The organism is Pseudohongiella acticola, from assembly GCF_001758195.1.
Lineage (GTDB): Bacteria > Pseudomonadota > Gammaproteobacteria > Pseudomonadales > Pseudohongiellaceae > Pseudohongiella > Pseudohongiella acticola.
Genome location: NZ_MASR01000002.1, coordinates 359,176 through 379,005, shown reverse-complemented (window position 1 = coordinate 379,005; position 19,830 = coordinate 359,176). Strand labels below are relative to the sequence as shown.

Sequence of the window (19,830 nt, the reverse complement as noted above, 5' to 3'; positions counted from 1 at the left end):
GCAGAATCTGGCCCCCGGGGTGTGTCAGATGACCCGGATAGCGCGCAATTGCTCGATCTGCTCGGCTGAGTAACCCAGTTCCTGCATGATCTTGTTGGTGTGTTCACCCAACAGAGGTGCCCGATGTTTGACCGCTGTCGGATTGCCGGACAGGCTGAAGGGCGTGGTCATCACCGGTGCCGGTTTGTCGGCGCCCGGATAGTCCAGTTGCTTGAACATGCCACGCGCGGCGACATGGGGATCGTCCAGCACCTGTTGCGGCGACATGACCGGGCCGGCCGGAATACGGGCTGCTTCCATTTCAGCAAGCACCTCTGCTGAACTGCGCTCAGCACACCAGCGGGCCAGGCGCTCACTGATCAGCGCGCCATTGTCACCACGGGTAATGTCATCCCGGAAACGCGGATCGTCCAGCCACTCCGGCTCACCCATCAGTGCCACCCAGCGTTCAAACAACGGGCCGCCCACAGACTGAATCAGTACCCAGCCGTCATTGGTTTTAAAGGTGTCAGCCGGGCCTGAGGTCTGCGACCGGTTCAGAGTTGCGGTGCGATTGCGTTCAATCATGGCCTGTTCTATCAGAGTGCCATTCATCATGGTCAGGGCGGTATTGAACAGCGATGCTTCAACAACCTGGCCTTTGCCGGTTTTCTGTCGCTCGAGCAGCGCCGCCATGGTGCCTACCGCACTCAGGCTGGCGGTACCAAAATCGATAAACGGGGCATAGGACTTTACCGGCTGGTCGGGTGTGCCGGTCATGAACATGGCGCCCGACATGGCCTGGCCCAGGCCGTCGAAACCGACCCGGTTGCTGTAGGGGCCACCGGTGCCAAAGGCGGAAATCATGGTCAGAATGATATCGGGTTTGATTGCGGTCAGGCTGGCGTAATCCAGGCCCATGGCCTGTAAGGTGTCAGGAGGCAGGTTGGCGACCACTACATCGGCGCTGGCTACCAGCTTTTTCACGACTTCGCGGCCCTCAGGCTTCATCGGGTTCAAGGTCATGCCCTGCTTGTTACGGCCCATCTGCATGAACAGGGCGCCGTCACCGGTTTCGCTGACCGGGGAAAGAAAACGGTCCTCACTGCCCTGCACTTTTTCGATACGAATGACTTCGGCGCCCATGTCACTCAGCAGGCTGGCGCAGAATGGCCCGGCAATATAGCGCCCGAAATCCAGTACCCGAATACCTTCAAGAACGTTGCTCATGTGTGTCTGTTGCTCCCGGAGTTTTTAGTCGCCCGGATTCTATCATAGCTGTGGCATCCTTGTGTTTCGGCGCCTGGACGCTGCGGTGCTGCAAGTTTTACCAATGCTGTCTCGCTTCTGGTACTCTTCAGTGTAAAGCCGCTGTCTGCAAACCCGAATAAAGTCTAAAGGTGGAAATCATGAAGTTACTGAAGCTGTTTCCCGTTATTATTGCCGCTCTCGTCAGCACCTCGGCGCTGCAGGCGGCTGAAAATCCGGGGTATGAGTTTGATCCCGCTCGCAGTCAGGGCGGTACTGGCAAATTTTATATGGGACGCGAGATTTCCGGAGTCATGGGCCATCAGGCCGCCGGCTGGCTGGAGCGGGAGCAGCGTACCCATGAAGAGATGCCTGACGAAGTGGTCGCCAATATGGGGCTGGAACCTGATGATGTCGTGGCCGATATTGGTGCTGGCACCGGTTATTTCACGTTCCGCATGGCTCCGCTGGTGCCTGAAGGCAAAGTACTGGCAACCGATATCCAGCCGGAGATGCTGACCTTGCTCAGGCAGCGCCAGGCCGAGTTGGGCATCAGCAATGTCGAGCCCTTACTGGGACAGATTGATGATCCGGGCTTGCCGGAAAATGCAGTCGATGTGGTATTACTGGTAGACGCCTATCACGAATTTTCCCACCCCTTTGAAATGATGGACGGCATCAATAACGCGTTGAAACCTGGTGGGCGCGTTATCCTGCTTGAATACCGGGCAGAGGATGACACTGTGCCCATCAGGCCGCTGCATAAAATGAGCGAGGAGCAGGTGGTGCGGGAAATGAGTGTGTTTGGTCTGCACTGGGACGACACCCTGGACTTCCTGCCCTGGCAACACATGCTGATTTTCAGCAAGCCAGAATAAGTCGTCCAGGTCCGGGGCGGTCGTCAGCAGCCTTAAAAGGTCTTGCGCACTTTAAGCGCCAGCTTTCGACCGTATCCCCAGCACGCATCTTCGAGTTCACTGATGTTGCCAGCTGCCGCCGGGCCGCTGTAACGAACGCGGTTACGGCAATACTCTTCGTTCAGCGTATTGTTGGATTCAAGCCTGAAAGTGACGTCATCGAACAACACCGTTGATACAAACATGGTCAGGTTGGGGCCGCCATTGGTGCGGTCAATGGTGTTGACCTCGATATTGCGCTCGCCACCGTTAAGTGGGTGGTTATAGTCAAATCCGTAATTCAGGTTCCAGTTCACCACATCGTGACGGAAGCCCATCTGGGCGCGGCCACGGCCATTGATGCGCTCGGTGGTGCCCAGTATCGGATTGGTCACCTCGGAATCAAACAGGTACAGGCTGGAGGAGACAATCGCGTCCGGCATGCCCAGCAGGCCCAGTCGCGTGCTGCCATCCAGATAAACGCCCCAGCGTTTGGCATCACCGATGTTACCGGCGGCGGAAACAGGGTTATCCGGGTTGGAAGAGGCGTTGATACGCCCGATCTGATCTTCCAGGTCGCGCAGGAAAAAACGGGAGCTGACAACACCGGCGTCATTGGGCAGACGATACTCCATGGTCAGCTCGTAACGGATTTCCTTGGTCGGCACCAGATTCGGGTTGCCGGCATCAGCATCTTTGTCGTTATCGTCGGTATTCGCCGTTGCCGTGAAATTGGCAAAGCTCAGTTGCTGAACCTCGCGGGCCACGGTCGCGCGCAGCTGCAGGGAGTTGGTGATGTTAAAGCGGTAATCCACCGACGGACGCCAGAACTGAAAGTCGCGGCTTTGGCTTAACGCGCCACTCTGGCTGATTTCCGAGGTTTCATAGACCAGGCTGCTCTCCAGCGTCATGCGGTCGTTGAGTGTCCAGTTATGGACAGCAAAACCTTCATAACGCATTTCTTCCACACTGGAGCCCAGGTTGGACAGGTTCAGTGCTGGTCGCAGGTCACCGAATTCGGGCGACGGTTCAGCAGTCCCCGAGTTCCGGCCGATCAGCAGACTGGAATCGAGAATGGTCTGAGCACGTTCGGCGCCCAGTTGCAGATCCTGATCCTCTGCCAGCGACCAGCTATAGGTGCCCTGCGCGATTCGTTCACGTGTCCGGCTGTTGGACTGAATATAGAGAGATTTATTCTCTGCTGAATTCGATTGCGGCGCTTCCCTCAAAAAACGCTCGCGGACGCTGTTGTCGGTCTCGTCATTTACCACAAACAGAAACAACAGGTTGGCACCGTCGGCAAATTCAAATTCGTAGTCGCCGCCCAGTTCCCAGTTGTTTTCCACGTTGTCGATGGGTTCGCGTTCAATGCGCGCAACAACATCCGTTGATTCCGGGTCACGATACTGCCGGGAGATGTCGACCGGGTGATCCGAGGTACCGTAAAGGGCGTTTAATTGCATGCGGTGTTGGCCAGTGCGGTAACCCAGCACGGTGCTGGCCTGGTAGGCCATGCGATCCCGGACCTCGCTCTGGTTCATGATTTCTGTTGGCGTCAGATCGGGTGTGTAGCTGGTTTCCAGACGTTGTTGGTGACCGTACTGGGGGTCTGCCTGCAGGCTGACGATGGCGGAGAAGTTGCCGGTCTGGCGGCTATGTGAAATGGACGCGCCTGGCTGTACCGTGCCGTCAGCGTGGCGATCAGAGCTGACTTCAACGGAGGTGCTGGCGCGCGTATCGGCATCCTGCAGTACTACGTTGACGACCTGGCCGGAACCACGAACCGCCAGATCACTGGAGGTGCCGCGAATGATTTCGATGCGCTCTACTTCGCGCGCGGCAATTCTGCGCAACTGATCCTGGGGTGAGTTGTCCTTGCCGGCCAGGCGCTGACCGTTAATCAGCAGGTCGCCGCCGCTGCCCAGACCGCGGCCGCCACCGCCGCCACTGAGGCTGACGCCCGGGATGCGGTCGATCATGTCGTTGACGGATACCGGATTATATGGCTGAAAGAAGGATGCCGGGTAAATAACGGTGGAGTCTTCAGCAGCAGAGGCGGCAATTTCATTGGCGTTTGCCAGAATGCTGGTATTTGATAAGCTGATTGCCAGCAGGCCCAGAGCGCCGACACGCAAGCGTGTGCTGAAAACAGAGGGCGCGATGACACGAGAAATGGGCGAGATGATGTGACGACGAATCATGATTGGTTCAGTCCTTGTTCCTTCGATACGAAGGGCGACAGCCAGAGTTTTGAAAGGGTGTTTTAGAATAAGTGTAATGTTATCAAAAAAGTGGCGTTCACTGTTGTAACAATTTGTGAGGAACTGGAGGCAGCTTGCCATATTTGTGGCCAAATACTGACGCAAAAGGTCTATTACCATGCGAATTCTGATAACGGGTGGCACGGGCTTTATCGGCTCGTGTTTAGCAGATGAATTGCTTGCTGCCGGTCATCACCTCACGGTGTTGGTGCGCGATTATGCCCGGGCTCGTCTGATACTGGGCACCGGACTGGAGCTGGTGCGCAGTCTGGATGAAATCAAACAGGACCAGAAAGTAGACGCGATCATCAATCTTGCGGGTGCCGGTATTGCCGAAAAACGCTGGACGCAGGCGCGCAAGCAGGTATTGCTGAACAGTCGTCTACAGACCACGCGGGCGCTGGTGCAACTTTGTCAACGCCTGCAGCATAAACCACAGGTCATGCTGACCGCTTCTGCAGTGGGCTTCTACGGGGCGCACGGCCCGGCGCCACTGACCGAAACCTCACCCGTCCATGATGAATTCAGTCACCAGCTTTGCCTGCGCTGGGAAGAGGAGGCACGCAAGGCTGAGGCGCTGGGAATCAGGGTCTGTATTTTACGGTTTGGTGTTGTCCTTGGACCCGATGGCGGTATGCTGGCGCGTCTGTTACCGATTTTCAGGCTGGCTCTGGGGGGGCGTATAGGCGATGGGGAGCAGTTCATGTCCTGGGTGCATCGCTCTGATGTCATCAGAGCGATGCAGTTCCTGCTAACGGCGGAGTCCGAAGCTGGCGTGTTTAATGTGACCGCTCCCGGCACCGTCAATAATCGCGAGTTTACCCGGGAGCTGGCTGCTGCGGTCAACAGGCCCGCTGTGCTGCCGTTGCCGGCAACGATGGTGCAGCTGATGTTCGGCGAAATGGGCGACCGGCTGTTGTTGCATGGGCAGAATGTGAAACCGGCACGATTGCAGGCCCAGGGATTTGAATTCAGATACCCGGAGCTGAAAACGGCACTGTCAGCATGTCTTTGCGATTCAGGGCCGAATTAAGGATAATACGGTGCCCGCGCGGCGGGCGCGCCACTGATGATGTCTGCCAGAGGCGGATTGTTATCAAACGAGCATTTTGCACACGCACGTGAGGGGGAGACCAAAGTATGCAACGCGAGTCAATGGAAGTCGATGTCGTTATCGTTGGGGCCGGACCAGCAGGCCTGGCGACTGCCTGCCGCCTGTTACAACTGGCGCAAGAGGCAGAAAAGGAGATTTCCGTCTGCGTACTTGAAAAAGGCTCGGAAGTCGGAGCGCACATCCTGTCGGGGGCTGTCTTCGAGCCGTCGGCACTGAATGAGCTGTTTCCCGACTGGAAAGAGAAAGGCGCGCCCCTGAACACAGCGGTGACCGGTGACGATGTTTATTATCTGCCCGGAGAGGAAAAGTCGGTACGTTTTCCAGACCTGCTGGTCCCCAAACCCATGCGCAATCATGGCAATTACATTGTTTCCCTGGGCAACCTGTGCCGTTGGCTGGCCGAGCAGGCCATGGAGCTGGGTGCAGAAGTATTCCCGGGCTTTGCTGCAGCCGAAATCCTTTACCACGAAGATGGTACGGTGAAAGGGGTGGCGACCGGTGACATGGGCGTTGATGCCAACGGTGAGAAAAAAGATGCGTTTGAACCCGGGTTCGAATTTCACGCCAAATACACCATTCTGGCCGAAGGCTGCCGGGGTCACCTGGGCAAGGAACTGATCGCCCGCTTTGAGCTGGACAAGGACAGCGACCCGCAACACTATGGCATCGGCCTGAAAGAGGTCTGGGAGATCCCGTCTGAGCTGCACAAGGAAGGCCTGGTAGTGCACACTGCCGGCTACCCAATGATTGGCGCAAGTTATGCCGGGTCCAGTGGTGGGTTTCTGTACCACGCAGAAAACAACCAGGTTTACCTGGGTCTGATTGTTGACCTTGGGTACAAAAATCCGCATATCAGTCCGTTTGACGAATTTCAGAAATTCAAGCAGCACCCGGTTATTCGCCAGTACCTTGAGGGCGGTAAACGCCTGAGTTATGGCGCTCGAGCGCTCAATAAAGGTGGTCTGAATTCATTGCCGAAAATGAGTTTCCCAGGTGGCCTGCTGATTGGTTGTGACGCCGGCACGATGAATGCGGCAAAAATCAAAGGCAGTCATACGGCGATGCGCTCAGGCATGCTGGCAGCGGAGTCATTGTTCGAATCCCTGCAACAGGAAACGGCAAAACCGGGCATTGATCTCACCGAATACGGCGAGCGCGTTAAATCATCGGCGTTGTACGAAGAGTTGCACAAAACACGAAACTTCAGCGCAGGCTTTCACAAGTTCGGGTTCTGGATTGGCAGTGGCCTGAGCTTCATTGAGCACAATATCTTCGGTGGCCACTTTCCGTTGACGTTCAAAGACAGGTCGCATGATTATGCGCAAATGAAACCGGCCAGTGAATGCCCCAAAATCGACTATCCGAAACCCGATGGCAAAATCAGTTTCGATAAGCTGTCGTCGGTGTTTTTGTCCAACACCAACCATGCCGAGGATCAGCCCTGTCACCTGAAGCTGATTGATCCCGAGGTGCCGATCAAACATAACCTGCCGGTTTATGATGAGCCAGCGCAGCGCTACTGTCCTGCGGGCGTGTACGAAGTACTGGACGATGGGGAAGGCGGCAAACGTTTTCAGATTAACGGCCAGAACTGTGTGCATTGCAAAACCTGTGATATCAAGGATCCGGCGCAAAATATTCAGTGGGTTGTGCCCGAAGGCAGCGGTGGGCCGAACTACCCCAATATGTAAGACTGACCGTGGCCGGGCGCGTCTGCGTCCGGCCACGGGTCGCTGGTTTAGCTTCGTAGTCGGAATATTCCGTCGGCCTGAACGGTCTGGTTGTTTATAAGACAGGGCGAGGTGGGTCGTTATGCGCGTAGTGCACTTGATTCAACACTCTATGGCCGTCGCAAGGTTGCGACCGTTGTGCCGTGTCATCATGATGGGCTTTGTGCTGGTGCTGCTGCAAGCGTGCCAATTGCTTAGCCTCAATCCTGGTTTTACTCCCGACACCGCGCTGGAACAGCGCATGCTGGACAACAGCAACGCAACGCCGATGCCCGCTGTCGATCTGCTGGCAGTTGACGGCGATCTGGCCGCATACATGTCGGCGCATGTTGACACTGAGCTGCGTGGTTGGGACCTCGTGATCCGGCTACAGGAGCTTCTCTTCGCCCCCGAGTTTCTAAATATCCAGTACGACGATTCAGCGAATTTCAGCGCCTCTGAAGCATTCGCGCGACGCCGCGCCAATTGCCTGACACTGGTCAATCTTTATATTGCCATGGCCCGCTATAACGGGCTGCAGGTGGAATATCAGACAGCCCAGGTCAGGCCGCAATGGGACCGGCGTGGCGAGTTAATGGTGATGAGCGAGCACATCAATGCCCTGGGCAGTCTGGGAGGCAGCGATCAGTATATCGTCGATTTTCTGCCCAATGTGCCGCTGCAGCATCAGACCGCCGAAGTCATTACCGATCAGCAGGCGCTGGCGCTGTATTTCAACAATCTGGCTGTTGATCACCTGGTTAATGAGCGGATAGACGACGCGCTGACCTGGTTTCGGTATGCGTTGGAGGCCGACCCCGAACTCGCCATTGCCTGGAATAACATGGGAAGTGCCTGGAATGCAGCGGGCGATGACGAACGGGCAGAGTACAGCTACATGAAAGCGGCCTGGCTGGACAAAAACTACCCGACAGCAGTGAACAATCTTGCCAGGTTCTATGCAATACGCGGCAACGAAACCGAGGCAGCGCGATATCGCCGGGCGGTGCAGCATTACAATAACCGAAATCCGTATTTTCACTATGCACGCGGAAACATAGCGTTCAACGATGAAGACTATGAAAGTGCGCAGACCCACTACCAGCGTGCAATACAGCGCAACCGGCTGGAGCCTGACTTCTACCTGGCCCTGGGTCTGACTTACCGGGAACTGGGGCAGGATGAGGAGTTTCAGGAGGCACGGGATCTCGCCGTGGCTTTGCGCGAATTGGGCGACCAGACCTATCGCACCAGTCAGTCGCGCGTCAGGCGGGTAGACAATCGTACCATCCTGCGCGCGAGCAGCGCTGGGTTCAGTGTCCGCTTTGACAATTGACAGCGGTACCGGCGACTAGCCGTCAATCGTCACATTGATAGCTACATTGTAAGGGCTCAACAATGCTTCAGTTTCTTCCTGCCGCGTTGCATCCTGCAGCGCTACTGTTGCGGTCAACCCTTTTTTGTTATCAAAACGAGTGGTCACCATCGCGTTGATATGTTCCCGCTCCAGATGCTCCTGAAGAATCGCTGCGCTGATCTGTTGCCGCAACGCAGGCCTGAAAATCTTGCCCACTGCGGTCATCGGCATTGCGTCTATAAATTCGATGCGCTTTGGTATGGCGGCGCGCTCTGACACTTCTTTTTCGCAGTAGCTCAGCAGCGCCTGTGGCGTTATCGTGCTGCCGGGTCTGGTCACCACAAACGCCATCGGCAATTCGCCGGCGTAAGGATCCGGCATGCCGACGGCGGTCGCACTGATGACATCCGGGTGCAGGTTCAGCGGCTCCTCGATCAGTTCCGGGTCAATGTTGTGGCCGCCGCGGATAATCAGATCCTTGGCGCGGCCGGTGAGATACAGAAAACCCTGTTCATCAAGGTAACCCAGGTCACCGGTATTGAACCATTCAGTGTCAACCCAGGCCTGTGCGTTGTCCGACTCTGCCTTGTAGCCGGCAAACACCTGTGGGCCTTTAACCAGTACCACACCGCTTTCGCCAGTCTTGCAGTCTTTGCTGATTCGGGTGCCGCTAAGCTGTGCGATTCTGACCCGGGAGTAGGGCAGGCGGAGGCCGACACTGCCGGGTGGTTGAAATTCCGGTGGCCGGGTAATCAGTGACGTGGTTTCAGTCATGCCATAGCCGTTGGTGACGGCAACCTGGTATTTCTCTTCAAAGCGTTGCTCAAATGCCGGGGATAGCGGGGCGGCGCCGGAATTAATGCGTTGCAGGCTGCTGGTATCTTCGTCGCCAACAGGCACTTGTGCCAGTGCCGTCAGTACGGTGGGTACGGCGGCAAAGCTGTTTGCCTGGAAGCGGGCGACATGGTGCCACAGGTTCTTGATCACCTCCGGGTTGCGAAAACCGGACGGTGTCATCAGAACAATGCGGTTGCCCGCGGCAAATGCACCAATTCCCAGAATGATGACACCAAAGATGTGAAACAGGGGCAGTCCGCACAAGGCGGTTTGCCGACCCAGATGCGAATTCAGCACTCGAGAAAGCTGGCCAAGGTATGCCATGTTACCGTGAGTCAGCTGGGCTATTTTGGGTTTGCCGGTGGTTCCGCCGGTGTGGAAGCAGGCAGCAATCGTGTCTGCTGTCAGGTCACGCTGCCGGGTCAGTGCTTGTTTGTCCTGTTCCGCAACCGCGGTATTGTAATCAATGAGCTTGATGTCGCGACCGGCAATCTCCGGCATGCTGCAAGGATCTGTCAGTCCTTCCTGATGGACAACCAGGATGGTATGGATATCGGGCAGATTGGGCAGGATATGCAACAGTTTGTCCCATAACGGGACGTGATCTGAAGGTGCCAGACAGGCAATGACGCGTGCACCCGCAGCCTGAATGATTTCTGCCATGTGGCCGGGTTCAAGCATGGGATTGATCGGGTTGGCAATGCCCGCAACCTGGCTGCCCAGAATCAGAGGGTGTGACTGTGGCAGTATCGGCAGCAAAATCGAGACCGCTTCGTCACCCTGCAGGCCCAGACTGCTCAACAGGTTGGCTGTCTGTCGGGTCACGTCGGCAAGGTCGTTGAAGCTCAGGGTCTGTGGGATTTCGTCGCGGCGACCAGTGAGCAGGAAATCCAGTGCCGGGTCGTCGCCATAAAGGGCAGCGCTTTGTTCGATCAGCTCGAACGCGGATTGAGCGGGGAATTGTGTAGCCAGCGGAATTTTTTCAAAGGCCTCGATGTCGGGCATTGTGTCGAGTATCGGGTTGTTCATTGTTCGGTGCCTCTCCTCCGCTGTTTTTGTGCACCGAGTTATATCATGATCAGCTAACCCGTGCGACAGCCATTTCGCACATCTGCAGCAGGCCCGTGCGATAGCTGGAATCAGGCAGTGTATTGATCTGCGCGCGTGCCAGATCAGCCTGTTCATGTGCCTTCTGGCGAGTGTAGGCCAGGGCGCCGGAGTTGCGAATAATGCGGATAACCTGATCCAGGTTTTCGGGGCCACCATTAATGATGCTTTGTTCCAGCAGCGTTTTGTCGGCACCACTGCTTTGCTGCAGGGCATGGATCAAGGGCAGTGTCGGTTTGCCTTCGGCCAGATCGTCGCCGATGTTCTTGCCCATCTCGGATGCATCGCCATCGTAGTCGAGTACGTCGTCCACTAACTGGAAGGCCATGCCCAGATGCATGCCTGCGGCCTTCAGCGCCTGTTGTGTCTCCGTCGGCGCACCTGCAACGATGGCGCCGCAGTAGGCAGCGGCCTCGAACAGGACAGCGGTTTTGTCGCGAATCACGCGCATGTAGTCGGCTTCACTGGTATCGGTGCGATGCTTGTTCAGCAGCTGCAGCACTTCACCCTCGGCGATGACATTGGTGGTATCTGCCATGACCTGCATGACGTCCATGTTGCCGATTCTGACCATGACCTGAAAAGCGCGTGAATAGATGAAGTCGCCGACCAGCACGCTGGAGGGGTTGTTCCATTGTTCATTGGCCGTGGGGCGACCGCGGCGCATGGCTGACATGTCGACTACGTCGTCATGCAGCAGCGTGGCGGTGTGAATGAATTCGATGACGGCAGCCAGCTTGACGGCATCATCGTTGGTGGCGCCGCAGCTGCGCGCACTGAGCAACACCAGAATCGGGCGCATGCGCTTGCCACCGGCATTGATGATGTAGTGACCGATGTTTTCTACCAGATCGACATTGGAATGCAGCTGCTCAACGATAAACTCGTTGACGGCCTCAAAATCAGTGGCAACAATGGCGCGGATCGTATTATGCACGGCTTCTTTATGCATTGGTTATAGTATACCGTCTATCAATAGGATGGCTCTGGACAGGATGGTGCGCCGGCAATGCTAGGGGCGAAGCGTTGGGCTGTCAAGCCGCCGCTGGACCAGCCACCATATTCCCTGCATAAATCAGTGAGAAATGCTTGCCACTTGCGCCTGCTTCTCGTAAAATGCCCGCCCTTATAGATTAGAGCGCAACGGCCATGGCCGCGGTGCTGTAGGTTTGGGCCCCATCTCAGTTGTCAGGGGCGCTGGCCAGAGTTCCCAAATACTGGAGTTTCATATGTACGCGGTTATTGAAAGTGGTGGCAAACAGCACCGGGTTGTTGAAGGCGAGACCTTGAAGTTGGAAAAGATTGAAGTTCCGACTGGCGAGAAGATCAATTTTGACAAAGTGCTGATGGTAGGTGAAGGCGAGTCCGTCAAGATTGGCGCGCCTTACGTAGATGGCAGCACCGTAACCGCGGAAGTGATTGCTCAGGGCCGCGCGCCGAAAGTGACAATCATCAAATTCAACCGTCGTAAGCACTACCGTAAGCGTCAGGGCCACCGTCAGTGGTTCACTGAAGTTCGCATTACAGGTATCAAAGGCTAAGTATTAAGGGGCTGAGTCAGCCCGGGAGTAGATCATGGCACATAAAAAAGCAGGCGGTAGTACCAGTAACGGTCGCGATTCGATATCCAAACGACTGGGTGTAAAACGATTCGGCGGCGAGCAGGTTCTGGCTGGTAACATCATTGTTCGTCAGCGTGGTACACGCTTCCACGCCGGCACCAATGTCGGTATTGGTAAAGATCACACACTGTTTGCCAAGGCACACGGTCGTGTACTGTTTGAAGTAAAAGGTCCGAACAACCGCAAATTCGTCAGCATCGTAGAGGCCTGAGGGTCTGCTGACCCGGTATTCCCGGCTCCTGCGAGCAGGGTTGCCAATGCGGTGATGTGATCAGTAAAGCCCTGTCAGTTGACGGGGCTTTTTTGTATGGGTGGTAAGCAAAGTGAAGTTTGTAGATGAAGCTGAAATCACGGTCGAGGCAGGCAGGGGCGGTAATGGCTGTCTGAGTTTTCGTCGCGAGAAATACATTCCCAGGGGCGGCCCGGACGGCGGCGATGGTGGCGATGGCGGCAGCGTCTATCTGGTAGGCGACAGCAATCTCAATACATTGGTCGATTTCCGTTTTCAGCGGCGCTACATCGCGCAGGCGGGGCAGGGTGGCATGGGCGCCAACTGCACTGGCCGGGCCGGTGATGACCTTGAGGTGCGGGTGCCGATCGGTACCAGTATTGTTGATAAATACACCGAAGAACTGATTGCTGACATTTCCGGGCATGGTCAGCGCGTGACCGTAGCCAAAGGTGGCTTCCATGGCCTGGGCAACACCCGGTTCAAGTCGAGTACCAATCGTGCCCCGACCAAACACACCAAAGGCACAGACGGCGAAGTCCGCACGCTGCAGTTGCAGCTTAAGGTCATTGCCGATGCCGGTCTGCTGGGTCTGCCCAATGCGGGCAAATCAACGCTGTTGCGCGCGGTATCAGCGGCGCGTCCAAAAGTGGCTGACTATCCGTTTACCACGCTGGTGCCCGGTCTGGGCGTGGTACGTATCGAGATGGAGCGCAGTTTCGTGATGGCCGATATCCCCGGTGTCATTGAAGGTGCTTCGGAAGGTGCAGGTCTTGGTTTTCGTTTCCTCAAACACCTGTCACGCACGCGTTTGCTGTTACATGTGGTCGATGCTGTGCCGCTGGACGAATCTGACCCGGTGGTTCAGGCCAAGGCCATTGTGGATGAGCTGGCTGGCTTCAGTGCCACCCTGGCGCAAAAAGAGCGCTGGCTGGTGTTGAATAAAAGCGATATGGCCGATCCGGAAGCGCTGGCTGAACTGAAACAGCGATTTGTTGATGAGCTGGGCTGGGATATTCCGATGTACCCGATTGCAGCCATTAATGGTGAAGGCTGTAAGCAGTTGTGCCACGACATCATGCGCTCGGTTGAAGAGCACAGGCGCCTGCTGGTCGATGACGAGGCTTATCGCGACGCCGAGCGCGAGCGTGACCGTTTGATGGAATTCGAAATCCGCCGCAGCATCGAGCAGACCCGCAAACGGCGCGCTGTTGATGATGGTGACGATTTTGATGACTTTGACGAAGACGATGATGACGATGATGGTGTGACAGTCGTTTATGAATAAATCCAGAGACGGTGCCGGCACGCGGCGCTGGGTCGTTAAAATTGGCAGTTCGCTGATTACCAACAATGGCACCGGGCTTGATCGCGATGCGATTGAAAAATGGGTCCGGCAACTGGTGAGCCTGCAGCAAGGCGGCATTGAAGTGGTGCTGGTGTCGTCTGGTGCCGTTGCCGAGGGCGTCAAACGACTGGGCTTGAAGAAACGTCCCCGCGAGATACACCTGCAGCAGGCCGCAGCCGCTGTGGGGCAAATGGGGCTGATCCAGGCCTATGAAAGCTGTTTCCAGCAATACGGCGTCCACACCGCTCAGGTTCTGCTGACCCACGACGACCTCTCCAATCGTCGTCGTTATCTTAACGCGCGTAGTACGTTGGCGGGCCTGGTCGGCATGCAGGTGGTGCCTGTTATCAACGAAAACGACACGGTCGCCACGGCTGAATTGTGTTTTGGCGACAATGATACGCTGGGTGCACTGGTGGCCAATCTGTTGGGTGCTGACACCCTGATCATTCTGACCGATCAGCAGGGCCTGCATGAAGCGGATCCGCGGACTCAGGCGGATGCGCCATTGATTGCTGAGGCCATGGCGGAGGACAGCCGGCTGCTGGCGATGGCTGGAGGCAGTGGCAGCCTGGGTCGTGGCGGCATGATTACCAAAATTACCGCGGCCCGTCTGGCTGCGCGCTCCGGTGCGCGTACCATCATTGCCAGTGGCAGAGAACCTGATGTGTTGGTACGGCTGGCCCAGGGAGAGTCCATTGGCACGCGTCTGCTGCCGGAGAAGCAGCCCATGGCGGCACGCAAACAGTGGCTTGCCGGGCATCTGAAAGCAAAAGGACAGTTGGTGATAGATGCTGGTGCGGTCACCGTGCTGCGCGAATCAGGGCGCAGTTTGCTGCCAGTTGGTGTGTCTGCCGTTAATGGGCAGTTTGATCGCGGTGAAATGGTGGTGTGTGTTGATGAATCAGGCCAGGAGATTGCGCGAGGTCTGGTCAATTACGACAGTCGCGAGGCGAGCCAGATCCTGCGCCAGTCAAGCCGGCAGATAGAAGGCATACTCGGGTATGTCGGTGATGCCGAAATGATCCATCGTGACAACCTGGTGCTGACTGAGTAGCAGGTTGCCAATGGCAGTGTTGAAACTTGAGTGTGGAGCATAAAAAAAGCCGGTCGAAACCGGCTTTTTTTATGTGCATAGCAATTTTGTGTGCATAACAAGTTTGTACTCATGACAAACCAGGCGCGCGAAAGCTCTAGTAGAGTCGGCTTTCGTTCGGGCAACAGTGTCCGACGGCTGCCGGACGCCGCGACGTTTTACGCCTTCAGTGCCAGTATGGCAGCGTTCAGACGGCTCTTGTGACGAGCAGCTTTATTCTTGTGAATAATGCCTTTGTCCGCCATACGGTCGATAACCGGTACCGCGCGATTGTAAGCGGCGGTGGCGTTGTCATAGTTGCCTTCCTGAACCGCAGTCACTACTTTTTTGATGTAGGTGCGAACCATGGAACGGAAACTGGCGTTGTGGCGGCGAGCGACTTCATTCTGACGTGCGCGCTTTCGGGCTTGTACGGTGTTGGCCAACTGATGCTCCTTACGATACTGTCAACGTGTGGCAAAATTCAAGACGCGGTACTATGCCGATAATTCAGTCTTCTGTCAAGGCACTGTGGCATAAACTATGACAGAAAATGCAGCACCGGGAAAGCCACAAGTTCGATCCATTATCGCCCCTCTGTCGTAAATTGGCACGTATGTTAAGCTATCCAGCACATTATGGTGAAACCAAAGGAGTATTGAACCATGAGTAAGATTGATATTGGTATCAACAAAGCTGATCGGACTGAAGTCGCGGACGGGCTGAAACGATTACTGGCCGATTCATATACGCTGTATCTGCAGACACACAACTTCCACTGGAACGTTGAAGGTCCGAGGTTTCGTGAACTGCACCTGATGTTCGAAGAGCACTACACCGAGCTGGCCGTCGCTGTTGACGATATCGCAGAGCGCATCCGTACGCTGGACGTGCCGGCGCCAGGCACCTACAAAGAGTTCGCACGTCTGAGTTCGATTGAAGAAGTGGATGGTGTGCCGGATGCCAAGCAGATGGTGGATCTGCTGACCCATGGACATGAGCAGGTGGTGAAAACCTGTCGCGATGTGCTGAAGCTGGCCAATGACGCGGATGACGAGTCGACGTCAGCCATGGCCTCAGACCGCATGCGCATTCACGAGAAAACTGCCTGGATGCTACGCGCCATCAACAAGTAATTACACCGCCATGGGGTGAGAGCCAGCCCGTCGAAGTGATCACGCTGATGTCTCTACCTGCCGGGGGTGCCCGGACCCGGCTCCGGGCACCCCCGGCAGGTAGAGGCGCCACTGACAGTGGAAGGGCTGGCTGCTACCACCGTTCGGTAAGCGACAAATTGATCAGAACAGCAAATACCAGGCCAGAAACACCAGACTGAACGCCGTCAGATAAACCATGCCGATCCAGGCCCAGACACTCATCCCCAGCGAAATTCCCTTGCCCCGAACCAGACTGAAGTTGAGCCAGGCAAAAAACGGCGTGGTCAGGAAGGCCAGTGTCATGGCAAAGGTCAGCATCGGACTGAGCGCACTCTGAAAGAACAGAATAATCGCCATGCCCGCGGTTGCCTGTCCCATGATCCATGCCGTCAGCGTCCCGCTGCGGCGCTCACCGCTGCTTCCTCGCAACAGGTGAAAAGACTCATCCAGTGTGCGGGCATAGCCGTCCAGTACCGCCAGCGTGGTGCCAAACATACACATGAACGCTATAAAGGCGATGAACAGGCGAGCCCAGTCGCCAATGGTGTTGGCATACATGGCGACCAGTTGCTGTGCAAACGCGGCGCCGGCCATGGCAATTTCCTGTTCCGTGCCATGTTGCAACAGGGCACCGAGTGCAACAAAGACAACGGCCAGAATCACCGCGACGGCATATCCCAGATTAAAATCAAACAGGCCGTCTGACAGAGACACCTGGGTCAGCTTCTGTTTTGATCGCAGCCACATCGAGCTGATGGCCGACAACTCAATGGGGACCGGCATCCAGCCCATGGTGGCGACAATAAACGCCAGCGCCGACAGCTGCCAGGGCGACGGACTGACATAGTCAGCCGGTGCCATTGGGCCATTTTGCCAGGCGATGGCCACGGCGATCAGGGTACAGACGGTCAATACCAGCATCAGTGCCCGCGACAGCCCATCCAGCACCCGGTAATGTCCGGCCAACAGGATCACCAGGCATATTGCCAGCAGAATCAGGCAGAGCAGGGTCAGGGACAGGTTGCCGGGAATAAAATATTGCAGCAGGCTGGCAGTCAGCAGTAACACACCCGCAGTGTTAACCGCGGCGGCGATCAGGTTCAGTGCGGTAAACGCAAGCAGCCAGCCGCGGCCCTTGGCCTGATAGCCTTCAACCAGGCTTTTGTTGTTCCAGAGCGTGTATTGCACGCCAAAACGGAAAAAAGGATACTTGAGAACGTTGACCAGCACGATCAGCCACAGCAATTGCCAACCGAACAGGGCGCCTGACTGGGTGGAGGCAACGAGGTGGGAGGCACCAACGGCGGCAGCGGCCATCACCAGTCCGGGACCGGTGGCTCGCCAGCGCTCTATAAGTCTTGATTTTTCCATAATATTTTTATTGTGAACCCGTCTTCTGATATCGTATTTTTTCTGGATGGTGCGATAATGCGCCTTGCGCAGCATAATGGAATGCAGGCCACCGGTACAGACCCCGGCAATTGAGAGCAGATTTTGACCAGCCAGACGACTGATAACCAGCAGCCCGAAACACCCGGGCCCCGCCGGGGGTTGTTGCGCTCCAGCGCCGTGACCGGCAGCATGACGTTTGTATCTCGGATTCTGGGCCTGGTGCGGGATATCGTGTTGGCGCGCGTGTTTGGCCCCGGGGATGGCGCTGACGCGTTTTTTCTGGCATTCAAAATCCCCAATTTCCTGCGCCGCCTGTTTGCCGAAGGCGCCTTCAATCAAGCCTTTGTACCAGTCCTGTCGGAGTATCGCAGCACCCGTTCGCTGGCGCAGGTTCAGATGCTCATCAATGCCGTGGCAGGTTATCTGGGCAGCGTCTTGCTGCTGATCACGGCGGTAGTGATCCTGGCGGCACCGTGGATTTCAGTTCCCATCGCCTATGGGTTCACCGCAGATCCGGTAAAATTTGCGCTGTTTGTCGACATGCTGCGCATCACCTTCCCGTATCTGCTATTGATCTCCCTGACCGCATTTGCCGGTTCTATCCTCAACAGTTATGACCGCTTTGCGGTACCGGCGCTGACCCCGGCTTTGTTGAATCTGTTTTTGATCGCTTCGGCGCTATTACTCAGTCCTTACTTCTCACAGCCGGAGATTGCGCTGGCGTGGGGTGTACTGATGGCGGGCATTGCACAATTGCTGTTTCAGTTGCCATTTCTGGTGCGCCTGCAACTAATGCCCCGGCCGCGACTGGTGAAAGACCACGAGGGCGTGCGCCGAATCATAAAATTGATGATTCCGGCATTGTTCGGCGTTTCTGTCAGTCAGATCAATCTTCTGTTAGACACCTTTATTGCCTCCCTGCTGGTCGCCGGTAGTGTGTCCTGGCTGTATTTTTCCGAACGTCTGATGGACTTGCCGTTAGGGATTTTTGCTGTTGCGGTGGCAACGGTTGTGCTGCCCAGCCTGTCGCGGCGCCACGCTGAGCGCTCCCAGGCGGAGTTTGCCGCCCTGCTGGACTGGGCGCTGCGGCTGATTCTGCTGATCGCGGTGCCCGCCAGTCTGGCGTTGGTGCTGTTGGCTCAGCCGATGATCATCACGCTGTTTCAGAATGACAACTTCACCGCCAGCGACGTGGTCATGGTGACCTACAGTCTGCAGGCATACTCGCTGGGGCTGATTGCATTTATGTGCATCAAGATTTTTGCCCCCGGATTCTATTCACGTCATGACACGCGAACGCCGGTACGCATTGGCATTATTGCCATGGTGGCCAATATGGGTATGAATATTGTGCTGGTATTTATGCTGGACATGGCCCATACGGGCCTGGCTCTGGCCACGTCACTGGCCGCTTATCTGAACGCCGGTCTGCTGTTCCGGGGCTTGCGTCGTGAAGGTGTGTTTGAGTTTCAGCCGGGCTGGGTATCGTTCCTGGTCAGGCTGATGTGTGCCAATGCTGTGATGAGTGTATTTCTGGTGCTTTACGCCGGCGATTGGCTGCAGTGGCTGGACTGGGGTACCTGGCAGCGCATCGCGCAAATGGCGATACTGTGTTTTGGTGGCATGGCATTGTATCTGCTGACCTTGCTGGTACTGGGCATGCGGCCTGCCGACTTCCGACGACAGGCCTGAGCAGGGCCGCCGGTCAGGGCTTGCGAAAGAGCAGAGTGAAGCGGTCGGTGCGACCAGTCACGTATTCGTGCCCCACTTCCAGCGTCAGATTGTCGGCAACACTGGCGTGCAGGTCGCTGAAGTCGACCAGTTCAAAACCGGCAGCCTGAATCTCCTTGATCACCAGCACCGGGTCAAGACGTCGGCCGTTGTCACGGTTGTCAGGCTCCAGGTGACGACGGGTATGGTCTATGACCCCATACAGTCCGCCTGAGCGCAGACTGTTGAATACGGCGTCGTTCAAGTGTGCCCGGCTTTGTGAATTCATGTTGTGCAGGTTGCGGAAAGTCAGCACCAGATCCAGCTCGTTGACATCAAATTCGAACGCTGCCAGATCGCGCAGCGTCATGCCTTCAGGTAGTGCCAGCACTTCGACTTCGTCAAAACCGGGTTGATTGAGCACGCGCTCAGCGACGTTATCGGTGCCAATGGCAACGTACAATTTGCCGCTGCCGCGCAGCGAGGGCGCCAGTATCTTGGTATACCAGCCGGCGCCGGGCACCAGTTCCAGTACTCGCATGTCTTCACGGAAACCAAAAAATTCGAGTGTTTCTATTGGCTTGCGTTCAATTTCATCGCGGGCGGTTTCCGCCGGTGTTCGGGTGGCACCCTGCATGGCCATTTCAATCTTGTTGCGGGTATCGGCAAAATCATCTTCCTGCGCCCATGCTGACGGATTGACCAGTGTCAGTGACATGGCCAGACCCGCCAGCAGTGCACTACCGGACTTTCTTACACGAGATCTCGCAATGGTTCTGATCATGTTCT

At 56.3% G+C, this 19,830-nt stretch carries 17 protein-coding genes; 10 read left to right on the top strand and 7 right to left on the bottom strand.

Annotated features, from left to right (window positions below; translation table 11 throughout):
• Positions 1-24: 24 nt before the first annotated feature.
• Positions 25-1,209 (bottom strand): CaiB/BaiF CoA transferase family protein, encoded by a 1,185-nt coding sequence (locus tag PHACT_RS14005; protein WP_070118881.1) that lies wholly within the window; start codon positions 1,207-1,209, stop codon positions 25-27.
• A 179-nt stretch (positions 1,210-1,388) separates the two neighbouring features.
• On the opposite strand from PHACT_RS14005, the gene PHACT_RS14000 reads away from it, so the two are divergent.
• Positions 1,389-2,105, top strand: a complete 717-nt coding sequence (locus PHACT_RS14000; protein WP_070118880.1) for a class I SAM-dependent methyltransferase — start codon at positions 1,389-1,391, stop codon at positions 2,103-2,105.
• Between the two features lie 32 nt (positions 2,106-2,137).
• On the opposite strand, the gene PHACT_RS13995 is transcribed toward PHACT_RS14000, so the two are convergent.
• On the bottom strand, positions 2,138-4,324 hold the full coding sequence (locus PHACT_RS13995; protein WP_070118879.1) for a TonB-dependent receptor plug domain-containing protein: 2,187 nt from the start codon (positions 4,322-4,324) through the stop codon (positions 2,138-2,140).
• A gap of 178 nt (positions 4,325-4,502) precedes the next feature.
• Here PHACT_RS13995 and PHACT_RS13990 point away from each other — a divergent pair, with 178 nt between their 5' ends.
• The 3 genes from PHACT_RS13990 to PHACT_RS13980 all read left to right on the top strand — a co-directional run bounded on the left by PHACT_RS13990 (position 4,503) and on the right by PHACT_RS13980 (position 8,543).
• Positions 4,503-5,417: a TIGR01777 family oxidoreductase gene (locus PHACT_RS13990; RefSeq protein ID WP_070118878.1), complete on the top strand. Its 915-nt coding sequence runs from the start codon at positions 4,503-4,505 to the stop codon at positions 5,415-5,417.
• A gap of 107 nt (positions 5,418-5,524) precedes the next feature.
• The gene (locus PHACT_RS13985; RefSeq protein WP_070118877.1) at positions 5,525-7,189 is read left to right on the top strand and encodes an electron transfer flavoprotein-ubiquinone oxidoreductase; all 1,665 of its coding nucleotides are present in this window, start codon (positions 5,525-5,527) and stop codon (positions 7,187-7,189) included.
• 121 nt (positions 7,190-7,310) lie between these two features.
• Entirely contained in the window at positions 7,311-8,543 is a 1,233-nt protein-coding gene (locus PHACT_RS13980; RefSeq protein WP_083264657.1) for a tetratricopeptide repeat protein, read from the top strand.
• 15 nt (positions 8,544-8,558) lie between these two features.
• On the opposite strand, the gene PHACT_RS13975 is transcribed toward PHACT_RS13980, so the two are convergent.
• Both PHACT_RS13975 and PHACT_RS13970 read right to left on the bottom strand, forming a co-directional pair.
• The gene (locus tag PHACT_RS13975; protein WP_169819485.1) at positions 8,559-10,430 is read right to left on the bottom strand and encodes an acyl-CoA synthetase; all 1,872 of its coding nucleotides are present in this window, start codon (positions 10,428-10,430) and stop codon (positions 8,559-8,561) included.
• A gap of 49 nt (positions 10,431-10,479) precedes the next feature.
• A complete protein-coding gene (locus tag PHACT_RS13970; protein ID WP_070118875.1) occupies positions 10,480-11,460 on the bottom strand; it encodes a polyprenyl synthetase family protein in 981 nt (326 codons plus the stop codon).
• Positions 11,461-11,737: 277 nt separating this feature from the next.
• Here PHACT_RS13970 and rplU point away from each other — a divergent pair, with 277 nt between their 5' ends.
• The 4 genes from rplU to proB all read left to right on the top strand — a co-directional run bounded on the left by rplU (position 11,738) and on the right by proB (position 14,764).
• The gene (rplU, locus tag PHACT_RS13965) at positions 11,738-12,049 is read left to right on the top strand and encodes a 50S ribosomal protein L21 (RefSeq protein ID WP_070118874.1); all 312 of its coding nucleotides are present in this window, start codon (positions 11,738-11,740) and stop codon (positions 12,047-12,049) included.
• 34 nt (positions 12,050-12,083) lie between these two features.
• Positions 12,084-12,341, top strand: a complete 258-nt coding sequence (gene rpmA, locus PHACT_RS13960; protein ID WP_070118873.1) for a 50S ribosomal protein L27 — start codon at positions 12,084-12,086, stop codon at positions 12,339-12,341.
• A gap of 112 nt (positions 12,342-12,453) precedes the next feature.
• A complete protein-coding gene (cgtA, locus tag PHACT_RS13955) occupies positions 12,454-13,647 on the top strand; it encodes an Obg family GTPase CgtA (RefSeq protein WP_070118872.1) in 1,194 nt (397 codons plus the stop codon).
• Positions 13,640-14,764, top strand: a complete 1,125-nt coding sequence (proB, locus tag PHACT_RS13950) for a glutamate 5-kinase (protein WP_070118871.1) — start codon at positions 13,640-13,642, stop codon at positions 14,762-14,764. Before cgtA ends, proB begins: the two co-directional genes overlap by 8 nt.
• A 197-nt stretch (positions 14,765-14,961) precedes the next feature.
• Here proB and rpsT read toward each other — a convergent pair whose 3' ends face one another.
• Positions 14,962-15,228 carry a 30S ribosomal protein S20 gene (rpsT, locus tag PHACT_RS13945; protein ID WP_070118870.1) on the bottom strand — a complete coding sequence of 89 codons (267 nt, stop codon included), beginning with the start codon at positions 15,226-15,228 and terminating at the stop codon, positions 14,962-14,964.
• 219 nt (positions 15,229-15,447) lie between these two features.
• Between rpsT and PHACT_RS13940 the strand changes: the two genes are divergently transcribed.
• A complete protein-coding gene (locus tag PHACT_RS13940; RefSeq protein ID WP_070118869.1) occupies positions 15,448-15,918 on the top strand; it encodes a Dps family protein in 471 nt (156 codons plus the stop codon).
• A gap of 162 nt (positions 15,919-16,080) precedes the next feature.
• Here PHACT_RS13940 and PHACT_RS13935 read toward each other — a convergent pair whose 3' ends face one another.
• Positions 16,081-17,310: an NRAMP family divalent metal transporter gene (locus PHACT_RS13935; RefSeq protein WP_070118944.1), complete on the bottom strand. Its 1,230-nt coding sequence runs from the start codon at positions 17,308-17,310 to the stop codon at positions 16,081-16,083.
• A 123-nt stretch (positions 17,311-17,433) separates the two neighbouring features.
• Here PHACT_RS13935 and murJ point away from each other — a divergent pair, with 123 nt between their 5' ends.
• On the top strand, positions 17,434-19,023 hold the full coding sequence (gene murJ, locus PHACT_RS13930; RefSeq protein WP_083264655.1) for a murein biosynthesis integral membrane protein MurJ: 1,590 nt from the start codon (positions 17,434-17,436) through the stop codon (positions 19,021-19,023).
• Positions 19,024-19,036: 13 nt separating this feature from the next.
• Here the strand turns inward: murJ and PHACT_RS13925 are convergent, their stop codons facing one another.
• Positions 19,037-19,825 carry a class I SAM-dependent methyltransferase gene (locus PHACT_RS13925; RefSeq protein WP_245730806.1) on the bottom strand — a complete coding sequence of 263 codons (789 nt, stop codon included), beginning with the start codon at positions 19,823-19,825 and terminating at the stop codon, positions 19,037-19,039.
• Positions 19,826-19,830: the final 5 nt, after the last annotated feature.

Coding starts and splice junctions, on each gene's coding strand:
- PHACT_RS13975 (WP_169819485.1), bottom strand. CDS start 10,430: ATGAACAACCCGATACTCGACACAATGCCCGACATCGAGGCCTTTGAA.
- rplU (WP_070118874.1), top strand. CDS start 11,738: ATGTACGCGGTTATTGAAAGTGGTGGCAAACAGCACCGGGTTGTTGAA.
- PHACT_RS13940 (WP_070118869.1), top strand. CDS start 15,448: ATGAGTAAGATTGATATTGGTATCAACAAAGCTGATCGGACTGAAGTC.
- PHACT_RS13935 (WP_070118944.1), bottom strand. CDS start 17,310: ATGGAAAAATCAAGACTTATAGAGCGCTGGCGAGCCACCGGTCCCGGA.
- rpmA (WP_070118873.1), top strand. CDS start 12,084: ATGGCACATAAAAAAGCAGGCGGTAGTACCAGTAACGGTCGCGATTCG.
- proB (WP_070118871.1), top strand. CDS start 13,640: ATGAATAAATCCAGAGACGGTGCCGGCACGCGGCGCTGGGTCGTTAAA.
- PHACT_RS13985 (WP_070118877.1), top strand. CDS start 5,525: ATGCAACGCGAGTCAATGGAAGTCGATGTCGTTATCGTTGGGGCCGGA.
- PHACT_RS14005 (WP_070118881.1), bottom strand. CDS start 1,209: ATGAGCAACGTTCTTGAAGGTATTCGGGTACTGGATTTCGGGCGCTAT.
- PHACT_RS13925 (WP_245730806.1), bottom strand. CDS start 19,825: ATGATCAGAACCATTGCGAGATCTCGTGTAAGAAAGTCCGGTAGTGCA.
- PHACT_RS13980 (WP_083264657.1), top strand. CDS start 7,311: ATGCGCGTAGTGCACTTGATTCAACACTCTATGGCCGTCGCAAGGTTG.
- PHACT_RS13990 (WP_070118878.1), top strand. CDS start 4,503: ATGCGAATTCTGATAACGGGTGGCACGGGCTTTATCGGCTCGTGTTTA.
- PHACT_RS13970 (WP_070118875.1), bottom strand. CDS start 11,460: ATGCATAAAGAAGCCGTGCATAATACGATCCGCGCCATTGTTGCCACT.
- PHACT_RS14000 (WP_070118880.1), top strand. CDS start 1,389: ATGAAGTTACTGAAGCTGTTTCCCGTTATTATTGCCGCTCTCGTCAGC.
- PHACT_RS13995 (WP_070118879.1), bottom strand. CDS start 4,324: ATGATTCGTCGTCACATCATCTCGCCCATTTCTCGTGTCATCGCGCCC.